This is a genomic window from Chelativorans petroleitrophicus (assembly GCF_025398195.1).
GTDB classification, from domain to species: Bacteria; Pseudomonadota; Alphaproteobacteria; order Rhizobiales; family Rhizobiaceae; genus Chelativorans; species Chelativorans petroleitrophicus.
In genome coordinates this window covers 23,960-46,109 of the sequence record NZ_JAODNV010000019.1, presented here as the reverse complement: position 1 = coordinate 46,109, position 22,150 = coordinate 23,960, and the positions used below count along the sequence as shown (strand labels likewise).

The following is a 22,150-nucleotide window of genomic DNA, read 5'->3' as shown; positions in this document are numbered from 1 at the left end:
TCACACCCGTTCCTCTTCCCGGCTTTCCTTCTCGTCCGGGCTGCCGATCAGACCCTTCCAGTAGCTTTCCGCGCCCTTCAGATGCGCACTCATCAGCGCCTGGGCCAGATTTCCGTCGCGGCGGAGAAGCGCCTCGAAAATCTGGATATGCTCCGCGTGCGAAATGCGCGAACGCTCCGGATCGGCGAAATAGACGGGCAGCCGCTGCTCGCCCATCATGTAGTAGACGCTGCACACCTTGTGAAAGACGCTGTTCTTGGTGGCGCGAACGATCTCAAGATGAAAGTCGCGGTCCTCCCGTACGAGTCCGCGCCCGGCGGCGATACTCTCCTCCGAAGCGCGCAGAATTTCCCTCAGCCGCTCGAAATTCTCCTCGGTCGCCCGCTCGCAGGCGAGCTCCGCCGCCTTTATCTCGTGGATCTTGCGCAGCTCCACGGTCTCGTAAATCTGGATCGGATCGAGCGGGACGCCAGCTCTGGCGAACAGCGCCATCGCCTCCACACTGGCATTTGTCGTCGTCAGGTAGATGCCGGACTTGGCACGCCGTTCAACGATGCGCATGGCCTCCAGAATGGCGAGCGCCTCGCGAATCTGCCCGCGACTTACGGCGAAATGCTCCGCAAGCTCGCGTTCGGACGGCGTGCGTCCGTTCGCCTTGTTGGAATGGGCGTAGAGATAGGCGGCGAGATCCGGCAGGAGGTTGTTCTCCCTCATGGTCCCCCTATCGCATGCGCGCGCAGGAAGTCTTCACGCACGGTGAAGCCCAGACCTGGCTTTTCCGGAATTGCAATCATGCCGTCCGTCACACGCACCTCTTCCTCGATGAGGTCATGGATCATGGGATTCGCCCCAAGCGAGAACTCGATGATGAAGCTTGCAGGCGAGGCCGCGCATACATGCAGGCCGGAAAAGAAGCAAGGTGCGCCAGCCCATAAATGCGGCGCGAAACGCAGGTTGAACGCGCTAGCAAGCGCGGCAATCCGCATCGCCTCGGTGATGCCGCCGCAGAAGGCGGGGTCCGGCTGCAGGATGTCCGCCGCCTTCAGCACCGCAAGGTCGCGGAAGGCAAAACGGGTCGCCTCGGATTCGCCCGCGGCAATGGGTATGTGGCTCGCCGCCCGGACTTCCGCCATTCCCGGCTTGTCATCCGCGATCACCGGTTCCTCGAACCAGGCAAGATCGCAGTCGGCAACCAGGCGGCAGAACCGCTTCGCCTCCGCGACCGTATAGGTTCCGTGCGCATCCACCATCAGGTCGGTGTCCGGCCCGAGAGCGGCCCGTGCGGCGCGCACGCGCTCCGCCGAGACATGCGGCGTGCCGTCCATGGCACCCACGCGCATCTTCACCGCCTTGAAGCCGCCCGCCTCGATATATCCGCGAAGCTGATCCGCGATCGTGTCGGCGTCCGCCCAGCCGCCTGACGCATACGCGGGCAGGCGCTCGGCCTTGCGGCCGCCAAGCAGCCGCCACACCGGCTGGCCGAGCGATTTGCCGAGAATGTCCCACAGCGCGATGTCCACCGCGCTGATGGCCGCAACCGTCAGCCCGCGCCGGGCAAGCTCCGGCATCGCATGGCCAGCCGTGGCGGCCATCTCGTGGCGCACGCCGTTATAGAGCATTTCCCAGATCGGGCTGATGTCAGCGGGATCGCGGCCGATAAGTCTCGGGCCGATTTCGTGATTGAGCAGATGGACAAGCGCGCCATAGCTGCCGGAGCTGCCGGCCGCATTCTTGCCCTCGCCCCAGCCGACGATCCCGTCATCGGTCTCGATCCTGACGATAGCGGCATCAAAGGTGACGGTCCGGCCGAAATCGCTGCGGTGCTGCCGCCGTTCCTCGATGGGCACGCGCACCCACCACGCCTCGACCTTCCGTATGCGCATCTCGGCCGGTCTCCTGCCGCCTTTGAAATTCCGCGTCTATTTGATCAGCGGCAGGAGGGTCTCCGCCGTGATTCGCATCTGGTCGGCGTAGAATTCCTCCGTCAACAGGCTGGAGCCGTGGTCCTGGATGAATTTCAGCTGCTCCGGCGGAATGTCGACAGGGTTGCGCTCGACCATGTTCGGGTACTTCGCTGCCGGCGTGCGATCGACGGGAGCCACAAACTCGTTCGTCAGCGCGCCGTCATAGCCGATCTCCTTCAGCGTGCCGATGATCTTCGGCCAGTCCAGCATGCCAAGGCCACAGGCAAAGCGGTTGTTGTCGGCGACGTGAAAATCATAGAGCCGTTTGCCTGCAAGCCGGATCGCCTCATACATATCCTCCTCCTCGATGTTGAGGTGGAAGGCATCGAGGCAGACCCCGCAGTCGGGATGAACGGCGTCAGCCAACGCCAGCGCCTGGGCCGCACGGTTGAAAAGATAGGTCTCGAAACGGTTGAGCGGCTCGATGGCTATGCGTACGCCCTTGGCCTGCGCATGGGCGAAGCATTCCTTGGTGGCATCAACCACCCACTTCCACTCCTCCTCCTCGGAGCCATCCGGCACCACCTTGCCCACAGTCGCCGGAACCAGGGTGACGATCTCGCCGTCGAGCTCGGAAACCATGGTGATGACACTCTTCACATAGTCCACGGAGCGGGCGCGCTGGCCCTCGTCCTTGGCGGCGAGGTTGCGCTCGCCCAGGGTCAGCGTGACAGCACCCCAGCAACGGATGCCATGCTCCTTGAGAAGAGCGCGCGTTTCCTTCACGTCGTACTGTTCGGGCTCGCCGGAAATCTCGATGCTTTCATAGCCAAACTTCTTGATGCGCCTGAGGGTGGTCTCCAGGGGCTCCGCCCGCATCCAGTTGTGGGTTGAAAGATGCATGAAAATCTACCTCCGCACTGCGCCGCCCATCCGGGATGGGAGGACGGCTCATCTCCTCCTCAGCCGAACCGTATACACGCAAACTGGTTCGACCACTTATGCGTAAAAAACGTCTAACCTACTTTCCGCCTGCCCGCAAGACGCTGTAGGACAGATAACGCCCCTTCTGTCCATCTAATTGATTTCTCAATAAATTTTGTGTAGTGAAGCCCCTGTCTTCCGGTGCAACTTTTATGAGCTTTGCTTGACCCTTCGGCCTATTTGGTATTACCAATAGCCGAGCTCGAACGACAGCATCTGACGAGCCGGGGGAGGAGTAGCATCATGAAAATCGGCATGTGCATGTTTTTGTGGACGACCAACGTCTCCAACAAGCACGAAGCACTGCTGCACGACATCAAGGCTACCGGTTTTAACGGCGTCGAAATTCCAATTTTCGAGGGGACGCCGGAAAAATACCACCGGCTTGGGGCCCTGCTTGATCGCATAGGGCTGGAGCGCACGGCCGTCACTGCCATTGGCGATCCGGCAAAGAATCTGATCTCGGCCGATGCCGGCACGCGCAAGGCGGGGATCGAATATATGCGCTGGGCAATCGACTGTGCCGCGGCCGTCGGCGCGAGCGTGCTCAGCGGGCCGCTCCACTCCGCGCTCGGCCACTTCACGGGCACCGGGCCGACCGCCTCAGAGCGCAAGCGCTCGATCAGCTCCCAGCGCGCCATCGGCGACCACGCCGCGAGCCGAGGCGTCACCATAGGGCTGGAAGCGCTCAACCGCTTCGAATGCTACTTCCTCAACACCATGGACGATCTGTCGGCGCATATTGACGAGATCGGCCATCCGAACATCAGGGCGATGTACGATACGTTTCATGCCAATATCGAGGAGGTCGATCCGATCGGCGCATTCACGAGAAACGCCCGAAACATCGTCCACGTGCACATTTCGGAGAATGACCGGGGCGTTCCCGGCCGCGGCAACATTCCCTGGCGGGAGACGTTCGCGGCCATCCGGCAGAGCGGCTATGACGGGTGGCTCACCATCGAATCCTTCGGCCGTGCACTGAAGGACCTCGCCGCGGCGACGAAGGTCTGGCGGGATTTCGCCGAGAGCCCCGAAGCCGTTTATCGCAACGGCTACCGCCACATCCGCGAGGGCTGGACGCAGGCGGCCTGATCCGCCTCACTGTCAGGCCATTCAGCTTGAGGCGTGCCGCATAAGCCCGCGGCGGCAGCGCCCTCCGGCGCTGCCGTCATGGCTGGACTTTAAGCCTCCTTGCGGCAAATTCGGGAATAAAACGGATGAGAGGCTGTCGTGAAGAACGACTACGAGGCGCGGGCGCCTACGCATCACCGGCCGCGTTCAGGGCATGAGCTTCCGCGCCTGAACGCGGGCGGAAGCGCAACGGCTGGGCTTGACCGGCTGGGTGCGCAACGAGGCCGATAGCTCCGTAAGCGTGGCATGCTGATCGCAAGCCCAAGGCAGGTGCTTGAAGCCATGGTATAGCGGTTTCGGGAAGGCCGCCGGCCGCTTCCGACGCGTCCGTCACGGTTAAGCACGCCAGTCCGCAAGAAGCGCCCGGGCGCTTTGAAATCCTCCGCTGATCCGGCTGTCGCCCCTCGACTACCCCTATTTTGGCACGATGCTCACATTGCCGCCGACCTCGAGAATGGCGAACTTGATCTGCTCCAGCCGCTCCAACCCATGCTGCTGGCGCGCGGCTTCCATGATGTCGTCGAGATCGACCCGCGCGCGCCGCATCGCTACCTCGTCAGGCTTGCCAAGGCTGATGAGGACCGTCGGCGTGCCATCGAGCATGGCTGCGGCGCGCGGCGACCAGCCCTTGATGTACGAGAACGCGATGTCGATGGTGAACAGCGTGAGGATCAGCACGAAGGCGTTGGAAAGCGAAAAGTCGTCACCAAGCAGCGCCTGCTGCGTGGTCTCTGCAACGATGAGAAGCAACACGAAATCGAATGCCGTGATCTGCGCCAGCGTCCGCCGTCCGGACAGCCGCACAACCACCAGCAGGAAGAGATAGACGACAACTCCTCGGATGACCGAATCCATCTGCTCCTCCTATGGCAGGACGACCGTGGCTAGGTCCGCAGCGCTTCCGTCCAGCACCACCCGGTAGCTCAGATAGCCGGGCCTGAGCGGGCGGTAATAGAGAACAGCGCTCAACGGTGCGCCCTGCTCCGCGGCAAATTCCATCACGAGGCCATCCTCATTGAAAAAAGCGCGTTCAGGCGCGGGCTGAACGCCCTCCACCTGCAAATATTCGTAAAAGGCAGGCTCTATGGTCAGGCGATGCGTACCGGCGCCAGCGTTAAAGGTGAACCGCATCTCGTCGGAGGCTTCCCAGCGTGAGAACCGCGCATATTCCGCCGTTCCCGCGTCCAGGGTCTGGGTTGTCTTTGCGAAATATCCGCCGGAGCCGGTCAGCCCAAGCAGGGCGAGCAGGAGAATGAGGGCAAAGATGATCCAGGCGAAACGCTCGACCGTCCAGAAAATTTCCTGGAAATGCCGCCTTTCGTCGATCTGCAATCCGTCTTTACGGATGGGCGGGCCTTGTAGCTGTGTTTTGGCCATAGCCTGTTCCTGCCGGTGGCAGGATGAACCCGTATATGAACGATAAAGTTCCGCGATTCGGGCCGGAAAACCGGGAAGAAGCGTTACAGCCGGCTCACGATTTCGGCCGCGCGATCCTTGCGCCGGTTGCCAGTCCCAGCGCAATGGATGCGAAGGCCGCGGCCACAGACACATTCGGCAGCGCTCCCAGCCCGGCGTGAGCGGTCGGGAGATCACCCTGTAGCCAAAGAAGGCGGCGAAGGCGGAAAGGACCGCTGCACCACAGAAACCGTGCAGGAATGTACGCGGGCGCTGCCAGACATACCAGGCCGCGAAGGGAACCGCCCAGAACATGGCGGACGCAAAATGGGTGACAGGCCCGTTGCGGTGTGGCGGGCGTTCCACCGCGTGACCTGGCCGGCGTTCTCGCCGTGAATCCAGTGGCTCGTGGCGTTGATCGGCTGAGGCAGCGCCTTGCCCTCCACCTTTGCGGCAAGCATCAGCACGGCAAGCGACGCAAGGCCCGCCATCGTGCCGCTGTAGAGAGCATATCGCGCAATGTTCATTGGGACCGCTCCGCAAAGCCGCCTTGGCGAACTGCATGAGCTTTCCCCAGTTCCACACGGGCCGTGCCTGCCGAAAAGAGGCTTCATAAAAGACGGCTTCACAATCGCGTGGTCGGGCAGAGAGCCGCAATTCCTGCCGGAACCCGATGGACATTGCGTTGTTGGGTCGTGGGGCACAATCGACTTCAAAGGAGGTCATAATGTTTCGTCGAATGCTAGTCGCCGCTGCCGGTTTCGCCCTGATGGCGGGTTCGGCAATGGCGCAGGATTTCTACGATCCGAGCGTCACCGTCCAAGTCCAGTCTGAGAATGACGACCTGCCTCTAGAACTCCAGATGACACAGCCGCAGCAGCCAATTGTCGCGGTTGATCCGCTCTCCACGGCGGCCATACCGACACCCGCGCCGGTGCGGCGGCCCGCTGGTCCGGGCTTCGACAATGGCGAGGTGCTCGGACAAACGGCGATGTATGGAGAGATCGATACGACGACCACCGCTTCCGTGGGCATCGCCGATCCCGGCGCGACCATCCAGCCGGACACCGAGCAGGACGCGCTGCCGCAAAACCTGTCGAATACCCAAGGATGTCAGGTCACTGCCAGCGGGCAGACCGTCTGCATGGATCCTTCGCTCTATCGCTGATCGCCGTTAACCAGCTATCGCATCATGTTCCCCGCAGGCCGACAAACCGGCGGGGAACATATTTTGTAGCTGACGTCCGGCAGCCGCGCTAATCGCGCTGCGTCACGAAAGTCTGCACCGCGAAAACCGAGCCGCCGGCCGATGCCATGCCGAAACCGAACTCTGCCACCCGCGGGTCAAGGATGTTGCGTTGGTGACCTGGGCTACGCATCCATCCCTGCTGAAAGCGGCGAAGCTGTTCGCGGTTCGGCGCGCACGAATTGCACCGTGCTATGTTTTCCGCGATGATGGACCAGCGCCCTCCCCCATGAGCGCGATAGCGATAGGCAACGTCCTGCCTTTCGGGCGAATAATGGCCGTAATAGCCGCGCCGCGCCATATCCTCGGCATGTGCCTGCGCCGCCGCGTTCAGCGGGCCGGAAAATCGGAGCGCGGCAACTCCCTGTTCACGGCGCGCCTGGTTTACGAGCGAGAGCGCCTCTTGCCGCAACGCGGCAAGATTGCGAACGTCTTCTAGGGCATAATTGCCGGTGCTTCTTGGGGCGCAAGCGGCACAAACAAGCGCCGCCAGCATCAGGCAGGCCATGGCCTGAACTGTTTTGATGAAGCTCCGCCCCCTGCTCATGTGCGATGGGGAGCATGAAAACGAGGCGCCGGCTAGCCACATTTCAGTTTTTCCACATCGCGCTGCCTGCCGGGCTTCCCGGCCTGCCCCGGCAAGTGCCTCGGCCGGCGCCTCCGTGCCGTAAGGCGAAGCCTGCCCCGTGCCGACATCACCCGTATCGGTGACACGGTCCGCGCCGTTCGCTTCCTGGACCCTCGTCACCACCTTCGTGTGTTTTCTGTCCACCTGCTCGGCAATCCGGTCTCCACTTTCCTGAACTGCTCTATCGCGGCAAGGCGTAGGCGATGACCGAATCGCCGGCCTTCGTGCCGGTGGAGCCATGGCCGCCTGCCACCACGATGAGGTACTGCCTCCCGTCGGCGCCCATATAGGTTGAAGGCGTAGCCTGCCCGCCGGCTGGCAGCCGTGCGCGCCAGATTTCCTCGCCCGACGCGAGATCGTAACCGCGCACATAGTAATCGAGCGTGCCGGACAGGAATGCTACTCCACCGGCCGTGACGATCGGTCCGCCAATGCCGGGCACGCCCATCTCCAACGGCAGCGGAACCGGAGCGAGATCGCGCACCGTGCCGTTTACGTGCCTGTAGACGGTCTCGCCCGTCGTCAGATTTACGCCCGCGACATATCCCCAGGGCGGCTGCTGGCATGGCAGGTTGAGCGGCGAGTAGAACGGGCCCATCTCGGCGGCGTAGGGCGCACCGAAATTCTCGTTGAAGATGGGTTCGCCCTCCTTCGTGACCACGCGCGTCATCCCGTCCGGACGGGGGATCAGCTTCACCGTGAAAGCCAGATAGACGGGCATGCCGAACATGATGTCGCGGTTGGGGTCCACGGAAACGGCGCCCCAGTTGAAGGTGCCGAAATTGCCGGGATAGACGATAGTTCCATTCATTGAGGGTGGCGTGAATATGCCTTCGTAGTCGAGCTGGTGAAACCGGATGCGGCACCAGAGCTGATCGACCGGCGTGGCTCCCCACATATCCGCTTCCGTAAGCGGCTCCGGGGCGAACGAGACAGCCGACACAGGCTGTGTAGGCGCGGTGAAGTCGCCCTCGATTGCGCCTTGGGGCACCGGCTGCTCCTTCACGGGCAGCACCGGCTCGCCGGTTTCCCGGTTCAGCACGAAAACCTGGCCCTGCTTCGTAGGCGCAACGAGCGCGGGCACGGCCTCTCCATTGATGGTAAGATCGACAAGGCTCGGCTGCGCGGGCACGTCGTAGTCCCAGATGTCGTGATGCACTGTCTGGAACACCCAGGCCATCTCACCGGTCGAGGCGTCCAGTGCCAGAATCGAGGCGGAGAAGCGCTCCGTGTTCTCGCCACGCTTACCGCCGAACTGATCGGGTGACTCGTTGCCCATCGGGAAGTATACCAGACCCAACTCCGGATCGTAGCTTGCCACGCTCCAGAAATTCGGTGCGTTCGGGCTGTAAGTCTCACCCGCCGGAATGGGCTCCGTAGCATCCGGATTCTTGCTGTCGAAATTCCACACCAGCGCGCCGGTGTAGGCGTCGTAGGCGCGGATGACGCCGGAAGGCGATGTGGTCGAGGCGTTGTCGTTGACCGCGCCCCCGATGATGACCAGATCGTCCTCGGTGATGACCGGCGGAGAGGTTGAATAGAACGAGCCGGGCGTCACATTTGGCATGTTGGCCCACAGATTGACCGTACCATCACGGCCGCCGAAGCCTGGGCAGATCGCGCCGCTTTCGGCACTGATGGAAATGAGCCGCCCGTCAGAGGTTGGCACGAATAGCCGGTTCATGCACGCCTCGCTCAGCTCCACGCTCTGCGGCGGCTCCTCCCGCTCCACGGCCGGCACCCGTGCGCCCGCTTGGACGGCACCGGTAACAATGTTCTGCGGGACGGGTGCAGCGCCGGTCGTCACCTGTGCGACACTTTCCTCGATAAGGCTTCTTTCCTCCGGTTCCGGCTTGGCGTCACCCTCGCCGATCTGGTCAGCAGCCACCGTGTCGCCGGCCGCCCTGCCCACCGGCGCCTCGTTTTCTGTATTCAAGGCCGCCTGCGGCGCTTCCGCTCCGGGTGGCCGCGCGGGCAGATCTTCCGGCGATGCGGCGTGGAAGGAGACGCCGCGGCAGGTCATATGCTGCGTCGTCGGCGTAGGCGGCTGCCTTAGCTGCGGATCGAAGCGCCATTTCTCCTCGCCGGTGACTGGATCGAGCGCGATCACTGTGCTGAACGGCGTGCAGAGATACACCGTATCGTTGACCATGAGCGGCGTGACTTCATAAGTGGTCTCGCCCGGGTCGTCCTCGTCGCGCAGTTCACCCGTATGATAGGTCCAGGCGACCTGAAGTTCAGCGACATTTTCCGGCGTGATCTGGTCAAGCGGCGAATAGCGCCTTCCGTAGTGCGTGCGGCCATAGGCTGCCCATTCGCCGGGCGGCACGCCCTCATCCTCAGCGACATCCGCCGTCATTCGCTCCTGCGGGAAGCTGCCCGCGATGTCGTGCGGCGTCTGGAACATGGAATAGATGCTCACCGCGGCGGCAATGGCAAGCGAGACGGCAAGCACGGCGCTGTTGGCGTCGTAGCGCGCCCTCGCCGCGCCACGGGGGTGCAGAGCCCTAACGAGCGGTGGCAAGAGAAGCAGGAGCCCGATGATCATGGGAACTGCGCCGCGCGGAGTGAGCGCCCACCAGTCGAAACCCACTTCCCAAAGCGCCCACGCGAGCGTGATCAGAATGGTTACGCCATAGACCGCTAGCCCGGCCGGGCGCCGCGCCATGATCAGAGCACCGGACGCGGTCAGCAGCATACCCCATAGGATGTGGAACCAGGAGCCGCCGAGCACGGCAAGCCAGACGCCGCCCGCAGCAAGAACCAGTCCAAGAAGAATGACGATCAGCGAAAGGACGACCCGATACACGACAGAACCCTGTGATTGCGTGGTGCAGAACCGCGCCGGGCTTGTGCCCGGCAAGGGCGCGCCAGCGGCCCGTGCTGGTCGAACAACTGCAGCCTGACAACGTTCCGGGAGTGCTTAAGGCCATCCGTGATGGGGAGACCTGAGGATCACGCCATACGCAGCGATCGGCTCGCGAGCCGACCGCTGCATGCGCAGTGCCGCCGGCCGCCTTCACGGGCGGCTGCGCAAGGTCTACTCGCCGCGCGGGAAGCGCTGCGCTTCTTCGAGCACGTTCAGGTCCAGGTGGTTTCGCATGTAGCGTTCCGATGCGCGCTGCAGCGGCTGGTAGTCCCAAGGGTAGTATGCGCCGTCGCGCAGCGCCTCATAGACCACGCGCCTGCGCGCCTGGCTCGCACGAACCGCCGCGTCGAAGCTTTCAAGATTCCAGCGCTCCTTCGCCATCGCGGTCATCACGGCCAGCCTTTCCGCATGGTCGGGATCGGCCGCGAGGTTGGAAAGCTCGTGCGGGTCCGCTTCGAGATCGAAAAGCAGAGGCGGATCGAGTTCGCAGAGTACGATCTTGAAGCGCCCGTCGCGCAGCGCCACCATGGGTGCATAGGAGCCCTCTGCCGCATATTCCATCGGCACCGGCGCGCGGCTGCGGGCTCCGGAGGCGACATCCACCAGGCTTTCGCCGTCGGCCCAGGGAAGCACCTCGGCCAGATCCACGCCCGCAAGCTCGGCAAGGGTCGGGACGACATCAAGCGTCGAAACCGGCGTGTCTACGCGGCCAGGCTGCAGGCCAGGTGCGGCGATCATAAGAGGCACGCGGGCAGAGCCCTCCAGGAAGCTCATCTTGAACCACAGGCCGCGCTCGCCCAGCATGTCGCCATGGTCAGAGAGGAAGACGATGATGGTGTTCTCCGCCTGGCGCGTTCGCTCCAGCACATCGAGAATCTCGCCAATCTTCTCGTCCACATAGGAGAGATTGGCGAAGTAGCCCCGGCGGGAACGGCGGATGTGTTCCGGCGTGATCTCATAGGCGGCATGGTTACTCGCGAGCATCAGCCGCTGCGAATGCGGATCCTGCTCCTCGAAGGGGATGGTTGGAATCGTGGGATCGAGTGCCCGGCAATCCTCATAGAGATCCCAGAAGCGGCGGCGCGCCACATAGGGATCGTGCGGGTGCGTAAAGCTCACCGTCAGGCACCAGGGCCGCGGGTCATGTCCGCGCGCCAGGTCGTAGAGCTTGTGCGTGGCGTGATAGGCCACCTCGTCATCATATTCGAGCTGGTTGGTTATTTCGGCGACGCCGGCGCCGGTAACAGAGCCCAGATTGTGGTACCACCAATCGATGCGCTCGCCGGGGCGGGTATAATCGGGCGTCCAGCCGAAGTCGGCCGGATAGATGTCGGTGGTCAGCCGTTCCTCGAACCCGTGGAGCTGGTCCGGCCCCACAAAGTGCATTTTGCCGGAGAGACAGGTGTAATATCCGGCCCGGCGCAAGTGATGCGCATAGGTGGGAATGTCGGAGGCAAATTCCGCGGCATTGTCGTAGACGCCCGTCCTGCTCGGCAGTTGCCCGGACATAAAGGATGCGCGGCCCGGAGCGCAAAGCGGACTTGCCGTATAGGCATTGGCGAAGCGGACGGACTGCTTAGCAAGCGCTTCAAGATTGGGCGTCTTCAGGAATGGAGCCGGGCCATCCGGAAACAGGGTTCCATTGACCTGGTCGGCCATGAGAATGAGGATGTTCGGGCGCTTCATGATGATGCGAGATGGCTCCATGAAAAGGACGAGAACAAGGATAACGGGCAGCCGAGGCCGTCTGCGCCAGCCCGGCCCGCCCCCTACCGCTCATCCCGGCCAACCGGAGGGAAACCCGGGATGGCTGATGTGCGCCTGAGCCCGCGCTAGCGCGTTGCGAGCGAGGCCTTTACCGCCTCAAGGCCAGGCTCGCCCAAGCGCGTCGTCACGCTGTCAAGCCACGGCTCAAGCAGATCGGGATTGGCCTTGAGGAATTCGACGGCCGCCTCTTCCGGCGTTTTCCCCTCGTCCAGGATCTTGGCCATCATCTCGTTTTCCATATCGATGGTGAAGACGAGATTGCGGAAGAACTGCGCCGCATTGGGACACTCCTCGGACCAGCCGGTGCGAGCGATCGTGAACACCTCCGCGCCTCCGTAATTGGGGCCGAAGTAATCGTCACCGCCGGAGAGATAGGTGATGTCGAAATTCCGGTTCATCGGGTGGGGCGCCCAGGCGAGGAACACGATGGGGTCCTGCCCCCGCGCGGCGCGCGCCACCTGAGAGAGCATTCCCGTTTCGCTCGACTCCACCACACGCCAGTCACCCAGCCCGAAATCATTGGCGTCGATCATGCGCTGGATGTTCTCATTGGCGGGGGCGCCGGGTTCGATGCCGTAGATCTGCCTGTCGAAAGCATCGGCGTGCGCGGCGAGATCCTTGAAGTCGCGCACCCCCAGCTCCGCTGTGACATAGCTCGGCACGGCGAGCGTGAACTTCGCCCCTTCAAGGTTCTTGACCAGCACCTCCGCCGCATTGGCCTGATTGAGCTCCTCGATGAAGTTCTGTTGCGAGGGCATCCAGTTGCCCAGGAAAACGTCGATGTCCTGGTTCTTCAGCGCCTGATAGCCGACGAGCACTGAAAGGGTTTGTATCTCCGCAGTGTAGTCCAGCCCGTCGAGCAGGACGGAGGCGATCGCGTTGGTCGAGTTGATGTCCGTCCAGCCGGGATCGGAAAGGCGGATGGTTTCGCAGCTTTCCGGATCGGCGGCGAAGGCCGAGGTGCTTGCGAGCAGGAAAGCGGCGGCAGCCAGGCCGAGGCAACGGTGTAACATGGCGAAGTTCCCCTTTTTCAAGTTGCACGTGACGCAAAACCGGGCTCCTTCCATTAATTCCGCATATGACATTATCTTTGAACCCGCAGATTTTCGATCGATGCCATAGAGGTTCTTTATGAGAGACAGGCCGTTGGACGTTGGCTGGCTTCGCATCTTCGAGGCGGTCGGGCGCCTGGGAAGCCTGACGAAGGCCGCGCAGGAACTGGGCCTTTCCCAGCCGGCGGTGACCTATCAGATCCGGCGCATCGAAGAGCAGCTTGGCGCGACGCTGTTTCATCGCTCTCACGGAGGCAGCCGGCTTTCGGAAGCCGGGGAGATGCTTTACCGCGTCGTGCATTCCGGGCTTGAACGCATTGACGAAGCCGCGCGCGACATCCGCCGCAGGGCGCGGGCGCCCGCGATACGGATCTTCACGGATTACGGCTTCGCCGCCTACTGGCTGATGCCAAGAGTGGCTGATTTCCGCCGGCTACATCCGCATGTGGAGGTCCATATCGTGGCCTCGCAAAGCCTGGAGGACGAGTCGGCGGGGGACGTCGATGCGGCCGTGCTTTTCGGCGAAAGAGACGACTTTCCCGAGCACGCCCGGCTCCTGATGCCAGAGCGCGTCGTGCCGGTCTGCGCGCCGGGTTTTCTCACCCGCTACGGCCCGTTCGAGGATACGGCCGCGGTGGCGAGGGCGCCGCTGCTTCATCTTGAAACTTCCGGGGTTCCGCGCTGGCTCACATGGAGCACGTGGCTCGCCATGCACGGGGTCACGCGGGAACCTGCGCAGGGCGACCTGGGGTTGAACACCTACGGCTTCGTGATCCAGGCGGCACTTGCCGAACAGGGAATCGCCCTCGGCTGGATCGGCCTCGTCGATACGTTTCTAGCGGCCGGAACCCTCGTTGCGGTCGCGCCCGAGGTGCAGCGCCAGACTTTCGGCTACTGGCTGATACCCCATCAGCCGGCCACCGCCGCCACGCAATCGCTGACGGAATGGCTGATCAGCCAGGCCTGACGGAACCGCATATTTGGTGGCCGACTGGCCGGAAATGAAGGCCACGGTTCCTATTACGAGACAAGATATGCTTGCTTTGCGTCTTCCCTGCGTGTCTGCTTCCTCGGCCCGTGCATGGGGAGCGGCACGCACCGCTCTGAGGAGATTGGTAGGACTGATAAGCTGCGCGGCCGGCCGGGAGCGCGACGCGCAATCCACCTTGAGGGGGGCAGGAGATGTGGGATTTCGGTTTCGGAAAAGCCTTGGCGTTGATGGCCTGCTCCCGTCCACGAAAGGGAAGCCGCAGTCTGATACGCCCTCACCTGCTAACATGGCTGCTGGCCTTGGCTTTCTCGCCCTTTATGGCGGGACCCGCAGTGGCGCAGGATGATCTCGCATGGCATGGCAGTGTCGAAGAGAGCAGCGCCGCACTCTTCTATGGCATTCCCGGCACCGATTACGGACCGCTGTCGTTCACGTGCTCGCGCGAGGGCGATGGCCTCACCTTCACCTACATCCATGAACCGATTGAGGCCTATGACGGCGTCGAGGTTGAAGTCCTGCTTCAGGCAGGTGACATCGAGGTGCCTATCAGAACCTTCGGCTGGCGCCTCGCACTTGATGACACCTTCGTTCTGGAGGGCAAGGCGGAGTTGAACGACCGGCTGATTGATCTCCTGACGTCCCGGGGCATGCTGTTCGTCTTCGTAGGGGACGGTGTGGAGGAATTTCCGCTGGAGGGCGCCCGTGAGGCGGCGGCGCCCCTCATCGAAACCTGTCGCGGGCAAGAAATCGCCCCTGAGGCGGCCGATGTGAGAATGTGTGACATATCGGCCTGGTTCAACGGCACGGGGCCTGAGGAACTCGATATTCGCGCAGCACCCCGGCCTGACGCTCCGGTCATCGGAAGCATGCCGCCACCTTATCGTGTCCAGGACTTCACCTTCAAAACGGAGATGGAAATCTCCGGCTTCAAGCAGGGCTGGTTCAGGATCAGTCAGGCTTTCGTCATCGATTACATTTTTGATGAAGAAACCAAGGTAGTGTTCAACGGGGAAGGATGGGTACAGGGCGACCATCTCGGCCTGCTTATCAACCACCGTTATCTCTACGAAAAGCCGTCATCCGACGCGATGGTCGTCGCGGACCTGTCCAAAATTGACGAGAGGGCGGGGCCAGATTCATTCGCCGTCCAGAGGCTTCATGCCTGTGCCGGCTCGTGGGTCGAGGTGGAGGGCCATTTATTTAGCAGGCATCATCGCGGCTGGACGCGGGGGACGTGTTCGAACCAGGTGACCACCTGCCCATAGCGCGAAAAGTGGGGTCGGTTTTCACGCCGCATCCGTCTATCGAGCCGGCCCCCGTGGATATTCGAGCTGCATGGCGACTACATCCGTGGTCCGGCTGCCATAGCGCGCCGCGATGGCCGCCAAGGTTTGATCGAGCGCCACGGCTGGAGGACTGTCGGGAAACGTCGAGACCATGCGATCATTGGCCCATTGCCCGGCCGCCTCGTCAGGGATGATGCGCAGGCCGCTGCGCGTTTCCACCGGCTCCGGCGTGGCGGCAAAGGTCGAGGCGCTGGAACGGTAGGTTCTCGACCATGCATCGGCCACCAGAGCCAGCGAGACCTCATCCATGCCCGGCTCCAGCCGGATGCCGAAGCTTTCGATGCGCCAGAAGGCCAGCCTGTTTACAAGTACCGTCGATGCGAAGGCGCGGGTAATCCTGAACGCATCGCTTGCGTGGCGCGCACTCCACGCCTCCACGCCGAGACCGTGCGCAACCTCCTCCGCCTTCGCCCGGCCTGCAATCGCCTCGATCAACGTCAGCATCATCGGCATTGAGGCGCTGATGCCGGTGGTGGTGATCACCTTTCCGTCCGACACCATCCGCCGGTCCGGCACATACTGGGTTGTCGGGCTGAGCTTGAGCATTCTCGGGCGATAGTACCAGTGGGTCGTGGCGCGTTTGCCCTCGAGCAGCCCGGCGGCCGCCACCACCTTGGCCCCGGCGCAAACGCCGATGATGGTCGCGCCCTGTTCCGCCTGCCTCCTGATCCACGCCAGCGCCGCCGGGTCGTCGTCGCGGCTCATGGCCGGCACGATCACGTAATCCGCGCCTTCAGGATGGGCAGCGTCGAACTCGGCGATGGTTGCATCCGGCTCGGCCTTCAGGGCGGGATAAAGCTGCACCGGACCCGGCCCGGTCGCCAGCATGACGACGTCGGCAATATCGGCGCGCCGCAGGATGCCCGCAGTCATGATGTAGTCCGTCGTTTCGGTGGCATCGTTGAGGCCGATGATCGCGATCAGCGGGCGCTCGCGCTTGGGCGGCTTCAGCGAGGCGAGCATCGCCTCGGCTTCGGCCTGCGGCACTTCCGGCGCTTCCGCGGTCGCGGTCGAGCTTGGGAGGGTGAGCATCCAGCCCCCGAAACCGGCCAATCCGAGCAGCGCGAGCGCGACAATTCCCCAGGCAACGAACCTGCGCATTTTCGTATCCCTCCGAATTGGCCGCGCCTTGGGCAGCCGATCAGGAAAGATACCTGTCAGCACCGGGTTCGACAAATCCGCTGGCACGGGCATTGGCGGAAATGTCTAAGGGATGTTCCGCTCACCCTGCCAGAGCCGCAGCCTTATTCCGCCGCAGACTTCGCGGTGAGACCGCCGTTTTCTTCCAGGAAGGCGACGATCTCGTCCACTCCGATGCGGCGGCGAAGATCGGTGAAGAGGAACGGCGCACCGCCGCGCTGGCGCTCGGCGTCCGCCCGCATCACCTCGAGGTTCGCGCCGACGTAAGGAGCAAGGTCCATCTTGTTGATGACCAGCAGGTCGGACCGGGTAATCCCCGGCCCGCCCTTGCGCGGAATCTTTTCTCCGGCCGCTACGTCGATGACGTAGATCGTAAGGTCCGCAAGGTCGGGCGAGAAGGTCGCGGCGAGGTTGTCGCCGCCGGATTCGATGAAGACCACGTCGAGGTCGGGGAAGCGGCGGCGTATCTCGGCGACCGCGGCGAGATTGATCGACGCATCCTCGCGGATCGCGGTGTGCGGGCAGCCGCCGGTCTCGACGCCGATGATGCGGTCTTCGGGCAGCGCCTGCAGCCGGTTGAGGATCAGCGCGTCTTCCTTGGTGAAGATGTCGTTTGTGACGACGCCGACGGAATAGCGGTCGCGCATCGCCTTACAGAGCATCTCGGTGAGCGTCGTCTTGCCGGCGCCCACCGGCCCGCCGATACCAACCCGCAGCGGCCCGTTCAGTGAACTCATGATCGAAATACCCTCGAATATTGGACTTCGTGCCGCATCGCCATGATGTCGGACATGAATACGGAGGAGCCAAGGTCGTCTAGCGTGGACACCGCCGCCCGCTCGGCGGTCCGGCGGATCACGGCTTCGAGCGCTGCCATGGCCTTCACGCCGTCGCGCTGGCCAAGCGGAACGAGGCGCACGGCCGCCTGGACGAGGTTCGAGGCGAAGGCGTGGAGATAGGCGGCGAGAGTATCCTCCAGTTCGAGGCCGTGTTGCGCGGCTGCCTGCCCCACCGCAACAGGATAAGCAATGCGCATCTCGGTCTTCTCGGGTTCGCCAGCCCATGCGGATATGGCCGCTGCAAAGGCTACGCCCTGCAGCATCGTTTCCATATGCCGTTCGCGCGAGCCGGCCATTGCCTCGGCAAGTTCGGCGACTTCCGCGCAGCTGCCGGAGGCAATCACCTCGCGCCAGGCCTCAGCCAGCAGCACCGCGTCGTTCCATGCCGAGCCACGCTTCAGCAGGACCTCGAGCCAGGCAATGAGCGATGCGCGGTCGCGCACCAGCCGCTCATCGATCGCTCGTTCGAGACCATGGCTGCAGGCAAAAGCGCCGACCGGGAAGGCCGGCGAAAGCCAGGTCATGAGCCGCAGCAGCGCTGATGTCGTCGCTTCAGTCATGGTGGTGATGGCCGTGCTCATGGTCATGGTCGTGATGATGGTGATGCCCATCATGCGAATGACCATGCCCGTGATAAGCGCCGTGCACCGGCTGAAATGGGGCGACCATCTCGCGCACGGTCGCGCCCAAGCCTTCCAGCATCGCCCGCAGCACGTGGTCACGACGGATCATGATGCGCAGGGGTTCGATCTCGATCTGCGCCTGGAAGTGGCGGTTGCCGAGGTGCCAGGCAAGCTCCGCGAGGTGCAGCATATCGCGCGGCACGACCTCGTAGAGTTCCTCCTCCTCGGCGATGATCTCGACCTGCCGGCCGTCTTCCAACACGAGGCGGTCGCCATTGGCAAACAACACCGGCTCGGGCATATCGACGAGCACGTCCTCGCCGCTGTCGAGCGTGATGCGCTTGCGACGCAGGTGCCGCTTGTCCTGCGCGAGGCGGACGGTGGCCGAGGAGGGCCGCTGGTCCTCCCCGTGGCGGATGTAGGAAAGGGCGCGCAGCATTCGTCTCGCCTTAGAACAGGAAGTAGCGCTGTGCCATCGGCAGCACGGTGGCCGGCTCGCAGGTCAGCAGCTCGCCGTCAGCGCGCACCTCGTAGGTCTCGGGATCGACCTCGATGTGCGGCGTCGCGTTGTTGAGGATCATCGACGCCTTCGAGATGCCGCCGCGGGTATTTTCGACCGCCACCATTTCCTTTGCAACGCCTAGCTTTTCGCGCAGGTCGAGATCCATCGCCGCCTGGCTAGTGAAGGTCACGGACGAAGCTGCCGGCGCGCGGCCGAAGCCGCCGAACATCTGCCGGTAGTGCACCGGCTGCGGCGTCGGGATCGAGGCGTTCGGGTCGCCCATCGGCGCTGCCGCGATCGTGCCGCCGACCAGCACCATGTCTGGCTTCACGCCGAAGAAGGCCGGGTTCCACAGCACGAGGTCCGCGCGCTTGCCTACCTCGACCGAGCCGATATGCGCCGACATGCCATGCGCGATGGCCGGGTTGATTGTGTACTTGGCAATGTAACGGCGGACGCGGAAATTGTCGTTGTCGCCGGTTTCCTCCGGCAGGCGCCCGCGCTGTATCTTCATCTTGTGTGCGGTCTGCCAGGTGCGGATCAGCACCTCACCGACGCGGCCCATCGCCTGGCTGTCGGAGGAGATGATCGAGAACGCCCCCATGTCGTGCAGGATGTCCTCGGCCGCGATGGTCTCCTTGCGGATGCGGCTCTCGGCAAAAGCGATGTCCTCCGGGATCGACGGCGACAGGTGATGGCAGACCATCAGCATGTCGAGGTGCTCGGCGATCGTATTGTGGGTGTACGGCCGCGTCGGGTTGGTCGATGACGGAATGACGTTCAGCAGGCCGCAGACCTTGATGATGTCAGGCGCATGGCCGCCGCCCGCACCCTCCGTGTGGAAGGCGTGGATGGTGCGGCCCTTGAAGGCAGCGATGGTGTTTTCCACGAAGCCGCTCTCGTTGAGCGTGTCGGTGTGGATCATCACCTGCACGTCGTAGTCGTCGGCCACCGACAGGCAGCAGTCGATTGCCGCCGGCGTGGTGCCCCAGTCCTCGTGCAGCTTGAGCGAGCAGGCGCCGCCTTGGATCATCTCGATGAGCGCCTCGGGGCGTGAGGCGTTTCCCTTGCCGGCGAGGCCGATGTTCATCGGGAAGGCGTCGAACGACTGGATCATGCGGGCGATGTGCCACGGGCCGGGCGTGCAGGTGGTCGCCAGGGTGCCGTGCGCGGGGCCGGTGCCGCCGCCGAGCATTGTCGTGATGCCCGACATCAATGCCTCCTCGATCTGCTGCGGGCAGATGAAGTGGATGTGGGCGTCCATGCCGCCAGCGGTGAGGATACGACCTTCGCCGGCGATCGCCTCGGTGCCCGGCCCGATGATGATGTTCACGCCTGACTGCGTGTCCGGGTTGCCGGCCTTGCCGATGCCGACGATACGGCCGTCCTTGAGACCGACGTCGGCCTTGACGATGCCCCAGTGGTCGACGATCAGCGCGTTGGTGATGACGGTGTCGACGGCGCCCTCGGCGCGCGACACCTGGCTCTGGCCCATGCCGTCGCGGATCACCTTGCCGCCGCCGAACTTCACTTCCTCGCCATAGGTCGTGAAGTCCTTCTCGACCTCGATGATGAGGTCGGTATCGGCGAGGCGGACGCGGTCGCCGACCGTCGGACCGTACATGTCGGCATAGGCCGAACGGGAAATCGTTGCTGGCATCAGAGCTGTCCTGTCACTCGACCGTTGAAGCCAAAGATGCGGCGCGCGCCGCCGATCGGCACCAGCCGCACCTCGCGCGCCTGGCCCGGCTCGAACCGGATCGCGGTGCCTGCGGCAATGTCGAGGCGCATGCCGCGTGCGGCTTCACGGTCGAAGTCGAGCGCCTCGTTGGTTTCGTAGAAGTGGTAGTGGGAGCCAACCTGCACCGGGCGGTCGCCCCGATTGGCGACGCGCAGCGTGATCGCCTCCTTGCCCTCGTTGAGGACGATCTCGCCCTCCGCCGGAATGATTTCGCCGGGGATCATCTTCATGCTCCGACCGCGAGCCATGCACCGCCGAGGGCGGTCGCGGCGCCGAGAAGGCGGGCAAGGACGTTGCCGGATGAGGCGCGGCCGGCCTTGCCGAGGAGGACGCCAAGGCCAATGCCGGCGGCATGGAGGAGAGCAGTGGCAGCGGCGAAGCCGAGGGCGAAGGTGAGCGCCCCCGCCGCGCCGAGTTCAGAACCGTGCGCATGGCCATGGAAGAAGGCGAAGAAGCCGACCATTGCGGCTGCGGCAACCACGGGAACGCGCAGCGCGATCATTGCCATGAGACCGAGGGCGATCACCGATGCGAGAATGACCGGCTCGACGAGCGGCAGGGGCAGCGCCATCAGCGAGGCAGCAAAGCCTGCGGCCATGCAGGCGACAAATGCGGCCGGGACCGAGAGGATCGCACGTCCGCCCAGCATCGAGGCCCAGAGGCCGACGGCAACCATGGCAAGCACATGGTCGGTCCCGACGAACGGATGCGAGAAGCCCGCCGCGAAGGAGCCGTGCTCCACGGGATCGAGATGAGCGAAGGCAGGGCCGCAGGTTGCGGCGACGGCTCCGAGGGTAAGTGCGATGCGCTTCATGGCTTATTCTTCCGGGTTGGTTCTGCGTTAGCGAATGGGCTGATGGACCGTCACCAGCTTGACGCCATCGGGAAAGGTGGCCTCGACCTGGACGTCGTGGATCATCTCGGCAACGCCCTCCATTACCTGGTCGCGGGTGAGCACATGCGCGCCTTCCTCCATCAGCTCGGCGACGGAGCGGCCGTCGCGCGCGCCCTCCACGACGAAGTCGGTGATGAGCGCGACCGCTTCCGGATGGTTCAGCTTCACGCCGCGCTCGAGCCTGCGCCGCGCGACCATGGCGGCCATTGCGATGAGGAGCTTGTCTTTTTCTCTTGGGGTCAGGTTCATGGAAAACTCAGATCTGCCAGACTTTGGGTAGGGCTCTTCCGCCCAGGAGAACCGCGAGTGCGGGAATGAGAAACCGGCGCAGCGTCAGGCTGTCGGGCGCGGCAAGGCGGGCCACGAGCTTGCCGTCCCACGCGCTCGCACCGCCCGCGCCACCGATGGCGTCGCGCAGCGCATCAATGAGTTGGTCCGCGTCCTCGGTGACGAAGAGGATGGTGGCGATGGCGCGGTTGCCGCCGAGCGTTGCCTTTTCACCGGCCAGCGCGGCGATGTCGCCGGAAAGGCGCAGGTCGTCCGCGAAGAGAAGTCTGCAGTTCCGGCGGATGCGCCAACGATCGCGGAACAGGCCCGAGGTGACCGTCTCGCCCATGGCTTCGCGGCCAAGCACCAGCGCCTCGACGGCGAGGAGTTCCGCGCCTCCGGCAAGGTCCGCCTCGAAGCGGCGCGACAGGCGCCCGCCATCGAACAGGATTGTCTCCTGCGGCAGCCAGTCGAGCCGCGTGCCTTCAGAAAGTTCAATGCGCGTCGCAACCTCGGCATCACCGCCCACCGAGCGGTAGATGCGCTCGCAGGCCTGTGTGGTCATGACCGCCTGCGCGCCGGCTTGGAGGGAGATCTCCGTAGTCAGGCTGTCGCCGCCGGTGAGGCCTCCCGCCGTGTTGATCAGCACGGCTTCAGGTACTGCACCCGACATGCGCGGCAGGCGGATCTTGGAGCAGCCTTCCTGATAGAGCCGGTCAAGGCTGGTGGCGCCCTCGCGTCGCTTGAAAGCGATACGCGCATGCCCGCCCGCCCTCTGCAGCTTCGGCATGGTCGCTGCTTCAGCCAGGGGCAGCCAATTGCCGGAA

Annotated in this window: 22 protein-coding genes and 1 pseudogene; 5 read left to right on the top strand and 18 right to left on the bottom strand. The window is 63.7% G+C overall.

Translation table 11 applies throughout. The annotated features are described in order from the left end of the window. The 3 genes from NYR54_RS16165 to NYR54_RS16155 are packed head-to-tail and all read right to left on the bottom strand — an operon-like array spanning position 1 to position 2,807. Positions 1–714: a FadR/GntR family transcriptional regulator gene (locus tag NYR54_RS16165; RefSeq protein WP_261516743.1), complete on the bottom strand. Its 714-nt coding sequence runs from the start codon at positions 712–714 to the stop codon at positions 1–3. Beyond that, positions 711–1,883: a mandelate racemase/muconate lactonizing enzyme family protein gene (locus NYR54_RS16160; protein WP_261516742.1), complete on the bottom strand. Its 1,173-nt coding sequence runs from the start codon at positions 1,881–1,883 to the stop codon at positions 711–713. Before NYR54_RS16160 ends, NYR54_RS16165 begins: the two co-directional genes overlap by 4 nt. 36 nt (positions 1,884–1,919) lie before the next feature. Beyond that, positions 1,920–2,807: a sugar phosphate isomerase/epimerase family protein gene (locus NYR54_RS16155; protein ID WP_261516741.1), complete on the bottom strand. Its 888-nt coding sequence runs from the start codon at positions 2,805–2,807 to the stop codon at positions 1,920–1,922. Positions 2,808–3,131: 324 nt separating this feature from the next. Between NYR54_RS16155 and NYR54_RS16150 the strand changes: the two genes are divergently transcribed. Both NYR54_RS16150 and NYR54_RS19375 read left to right on the top strand, forming a co-directional pair. Next, complete coding sequence (locus tag NYR54_RS16150) at positions 3,132–3,983, top strand: sugar phosphate isomerase/epimerase family protein (protein WP_261516740.1); 852 nt, start codon at positions 3,132–3,134, stop codon at positions 3,981–3,983. Positions 3,984–4,176: 193 nt separating this feature from the next. Continuing rightward, positions 4,177–4,411, top strand: a pseudogene (locus tag NYR54_RS19375) (acylphosphatase). A gap of 25 nt (positions 4,412–4,436) precedes the next feature. On the opposite strand, the gene NYR54_RS16140 reads toward NYR54_RS19375, so the two are convergent. Both NYR54_RS16140 and NYR54_RS16135 read right to left on the bottom strand, forming a co-directional pair. Next, complete coding sequence (locus tag NYR54_RS16140) at positions 4,437–4,877, bottom strand: DUF421 domain-containing protein (RefSeq protein ID WP_261516739.1); 441 nt, start codon at positions 4,875–4,877, stop codon at positions 4,437–4,439. 9 nt (positions 4,878–4,886) lie between these two features. After that, complete coding sequence (locus tag NYR54_RS16135; RefSeq protein WP_261516738.1) at positions 4,887–5,399, bottom strand: hypothetical protein; 513 nt, start codon at positions 5,397–5,399, stop codon at positions 4,887–4,889. A gap of 745 nt (positions 5,400–6,144) precedes the next feature. Between NYR54_RS16135 and NYR54_RS16130 the strand changes: the two genes are divergently transcribed. Further along, complete coding sequence (locus NYR54_RS16130; protein ID WP_261516737.1) at positions 6,145–6,585, top strand: hypothetical protein; 441 nt, start codon at positions 6,145–6,147, stop codon at positions 6,583–6,585. Between the two features lie 88 nt (positions 6,586–6,673). On the opposite strand, the gene NYR54_RS19305 is transcribed toward NYR54_RS16130, so the two are convergent. From NYR54_RS19305 to choX, 4 genes are all read right to left on the bottom strand, one after another. After that, complete coding sequence (locus NYR54_RS19305) at positions 6,674–7,435, bottom strand: CAP domain-containing protein (protein WP_261516736.1); 762 nt, start codon at positions 7,433–7,435, stop codon at positions 6,674–6,676. 37 nt (positions 7,436–7,472) lie between these two features. Then, a complete protein-coding gene (locus NYR54_RS16120; protein WP_261516735.1) occupies positions 7,473–10,100 on the bottom strand; it encodes a PQQ-binding-like beta-propeller repeat protein in 2,628 nt (875 codons plus the stop codon). Positions 10,101–10,331: 231 nt separating this feature from the next. Next, the gene (gene betC, locus NYR54_RS16115; RefSeq protein ID WP_261516734.1) at positions 10,332–11,846 is read right to left on the bottom strand and encodes a choline-sulfatase; all 1,515 of its coding nucleotides are present in this window, start codon (positions 11,844–11,846) and stop codon (positions 10,332–10,334) included. A 146-nt stretch (positions 11,847–11,992) separates the two neighbouring features. Further along, positions 11,993–12,940, bottom strand: a complete 948-nt coding sequence (gene choX, locus NYR54_RS16110) for a choline ABC transporter substrate-binding protein (RefSeq protein ID WP_261516733.1) — start codon at positions 12,938–12,940, stop codon at positions 11,993–11,995. 118 nt (positions 12,941–13,058) lie between these two features. Between choX and NYR54_RS16105 the strand changes: the two genes are divergently transcribed. Further along, positions 13,059–13,946, top strand: coding sequence for a choline sulfate utilization transcriptional regulator (locus NYR54_RS16105; protein WP_261516732.1), 888 nt, complete (start codon positions 13,059–13,061; stop codon positions 13,944–13,946). Positions 13,947–14,302: 356 nt separating this feature from the next. Further along, positions 14,303–15,235 (top strand): hypothetical protein, encoded by a 933-nt coding sequence (locus NYR54_RS16100; RefSeq protein ID WP_261516731.1) that lies wholly within the window; start codon positions 14,303–14,305, stop codon positions 15,233–15,235. Between the two features lie 36 nt (positions 15,236–15,271). Here the strand turns inward: NYR54_RS16100 and NYR54_RS16095 are convergent, their stop codons facing one another. The 9 genes from NYR54_RS16095 to NYR54_RS16055 all read right to left on the bottom strand — a co-directional run bounded on the left by NYR54_RS16095 (position 15,272) and on the right by NYR54_RS16055 (position 22,137). Beyond that, positions 15,272–16,417 (bottom strand): DJ-1/PfpI family protein, encoded by a 1,146-nt coding sequence (locus tag NYR54_RS16095; protein ID WP_261516730.1) that lies wholly within the window; start codon positions 16,415–16,417, stop codon positions 15,272–15,274. 143 nt (positions 16,418–16,560) lie between these two features. Continuing rightward, complete coding sequence (gene ureG, locus NYR54_RS16090; RefSeq protein ID WP_261516729.1) at positions 16,561–17,193, bottom strand: urease accessory protein UreG; 633 nt, start codon at positions 17,191–17,193, stop codon at positions 16,561–16,563. Then, positions 17,190–17,921 carry an urease accessory protein UreF gene (locus tag NYR54_RS16085; RefSeq protein WP_423738632.1) on the bottom strand — a complete coding sequence of 244 codons (732 nt, stop codon included), beginning with the start codon at positions 17,919–17,921 and terminating at the stop codon, positions 17,190–17,192. Before NYR54_RS16085 ends, ureG begins: the two co-directional genes overlap by 4 nt. Then, entirely contained in the window at positions 17,848–18,357 is a 510-nt protein-coding gene (locus NYR54_RS16080; protein WP_261516728.1) for an urease accessory protein UreE, read from the bottom strand. The genes NYR54_RS16085 and NYR54_RS16080 overlap by 74 nt, the downstream gene beginning before the upstream one ends. Before the next feature lie 10 nt (positions 18,358–18,367). Beyond that, positions 18,368–20,080, bottom strand: a complete 1,713-nt coding sequence (gene ureC, locus NYR54_RS16075; protein WP_261516727.1) for an urease subunit alpha — start codon at positions 20,078–20,080, stop codon at positions 18,368–18,370. Then, the gene (locus NYR54_RS16070) at positions 20,080–20,385 is read right to left on the bottom strand and encodes an urease subunit beta (RefSeq protein WP_261516725.1); all 306 of its coding nucleotides are present in this window, start codon (positions 20,383–20,385) and stop codon (positions 20,080–20,082) included. Before NYR54_RS16070 ends, ureC begins: the two co-directional genes overlap by 1 nt. Positions 20,386–20,387: 2 nt before the next feature. Then, positions 20,388–20,975, bottom strand: coding sequence for a HupE/UreJ family protein (locus NYR54_RS16065; RefSeq protein ID WP_261516723.1), 588 nt, complete (start codon positions 20,973–20,975; stop codon positions 20,388–20,390). 27 nt (positions 20,976–21,002) lie between these two features. After that, positions 21,003–21,305, bottom strand: a complete 303-nt coding sequence (locus tag NYR54_RS16060; protein WP_261516722.1) for an urease subunit gamma — start codon at positions 21,303–21,305, stop codon at positions 21,003–21,005. A gap of 7 nt (positions 21,306–21,312) precedes the next feature. Further along, the gene (locus NYR54_RS16055) at positions 21,313–22,137 is read right to left on the bottom strand and encodes an urease accessory protein UreD (RefSeq protein WP_261516794.1); all 825 of its coding nucleotides are present in this window, start codon (positions 22,135–22,137) and stop codon (positions 21,313–21,315) included. Positions 22,138–22,150 lie beyond the last annotated feature (13 nt).

What these genes read in the sequence shown, in the direction of transcription:
- NYR54_RS16165 (WP_261516743.1), bottom strand. Translation starts at nt 714, where the DNA reads ATGAGGGAGAACAACCTCCTGCCGGATCTCGCCGCCTATCTCTACGCC.
- NYR54_RS16160 (WP_261516742.1), bottom strand. Translation starts at nt 1,883, where the DNA reads ATGCGCATACGGAAGGTCGAGGCGTGGTGGGTGCGCGTGCCCATCGAG.
- NYR54_RS16155 (WP_261516741.1), bottom strand. Translation starts at nt 2,807, where the DNA reads ATGCATCTTTCAACCCACAACTGGATGCGGGCGGAGCCCCTGGAGACC.
- NYR54_RS16150 (WP_261516740.1), top strand. Translation starts at nt 3,132, where the DNA reads ATGAAAATCGGCATGTGCATGTTTTTGTGGACGACCAACGTCTCCAAC.
- NYR54_RS16140 (WP_261516739.1), bottom strand. Translation starts at nt 4,877, where the DNA reads ATGGATTCGGTCATCCGAGGAGTTGTCGTCTATCTCTTCCTGCTGGTG.
- NYR54_RS16135 (WP_261516738.1), bottom strand. Translation starts at nt 5,399, where the DNA reads ATGGCCAAAACACAGCTACAAGGCCCGCCCATCCGTAAAGACGGATTG.
- NYR54_RS16130 (WP_261516737.1), top strand. Translation starts at nt 6,145, where the DNA reads ATGTTTCGTCGAATGCTAGTCGCCGCTGCCGGTTTCGCCCTGATGGCG.
- betC (WP_261516734.1), bottom strand. Translation starts at nt 11,846, where the DNA reads ATGAAGCGCCCGAACATCCTCATTCTCATGGCCGACCAGGTCAATGGA.
- choX (WP_261516733.1), bottom strand. Translation starts at nt 12,940, where the DNA reads ATGTTACACCGTTGCCTCGGCCTGGCTGCCGCCGCTTTCCTGCTCGCA.
- NYR54_RS16105 (WP_261516732.1), top strand. Translation starts at nt 13,059, where the DNA reads ATGAGAGACAGGCCGTTGGACGTTGGCTGGCTTCGCATCTTCGAGGCG.
- NYR54_RS16095 (WP_261516730.1), bottom strand. Translation starts at nt 16,417, where the DNA reads ATGCGCAGGTTCGTTGCCTGGGGAATTGTCGCGCTCGCGCTGCTCGGA.
- ureG (WP_261516729.1), bottom strand. Translation starts at nt 17,193, where the DNA reads ATGAGTTCACTGAACGGGCCGCTGCGGGTTGGTATCGGCGGGCCGGTG.
- NYR54_RS16085 (WP_423738632.1), bottom strand. Translation starts at nt 17,921, where the DNA reads ATGGTCATTCGCATGATGGGCATCACCATCATCACGACCATGACCATG.
- NYR54_RS16080 (WP_261516728.1), bottom strand. Translation starts at nt 18,357, where the DNA reads ATGCTGCGCGCCCTTTCCTACATCCGCCACGGGGAGGACCAGCGGCCC.
- ureC (WP_261516727.1), bottom strand. Translation starts at nt 20,080, where the DNA reads ATGCCAGCAACGATTTCCCGTTCGGCCTATGCCGACATGTACGGTCCG.
- NYR54_RS16070 (WP_261516725.1), bottom strand. Translation starts at nt 20,385, where the DNA reads ATGATCCCCGGCGAAATCATTCCGGCGGAGGGCGAGATCGTCCTCAAC.
- NYR54_RS16065 (WP_261516723.1), bottom strand. Translation starts at nt 20,975, where the DNA reads ATGAAGCGCATCGCACTTACCCTCGGAGCCGTCGCCGCAACCTGCGGC.
- NYR54_RS16060 (WP_261516722.1), bottom strand. Translation starts at nt 21,305, where the DNA reads ATGAACCTGACCCCAAGAGAAAAAGACAAGCTCCTCATCGCAATGGCC.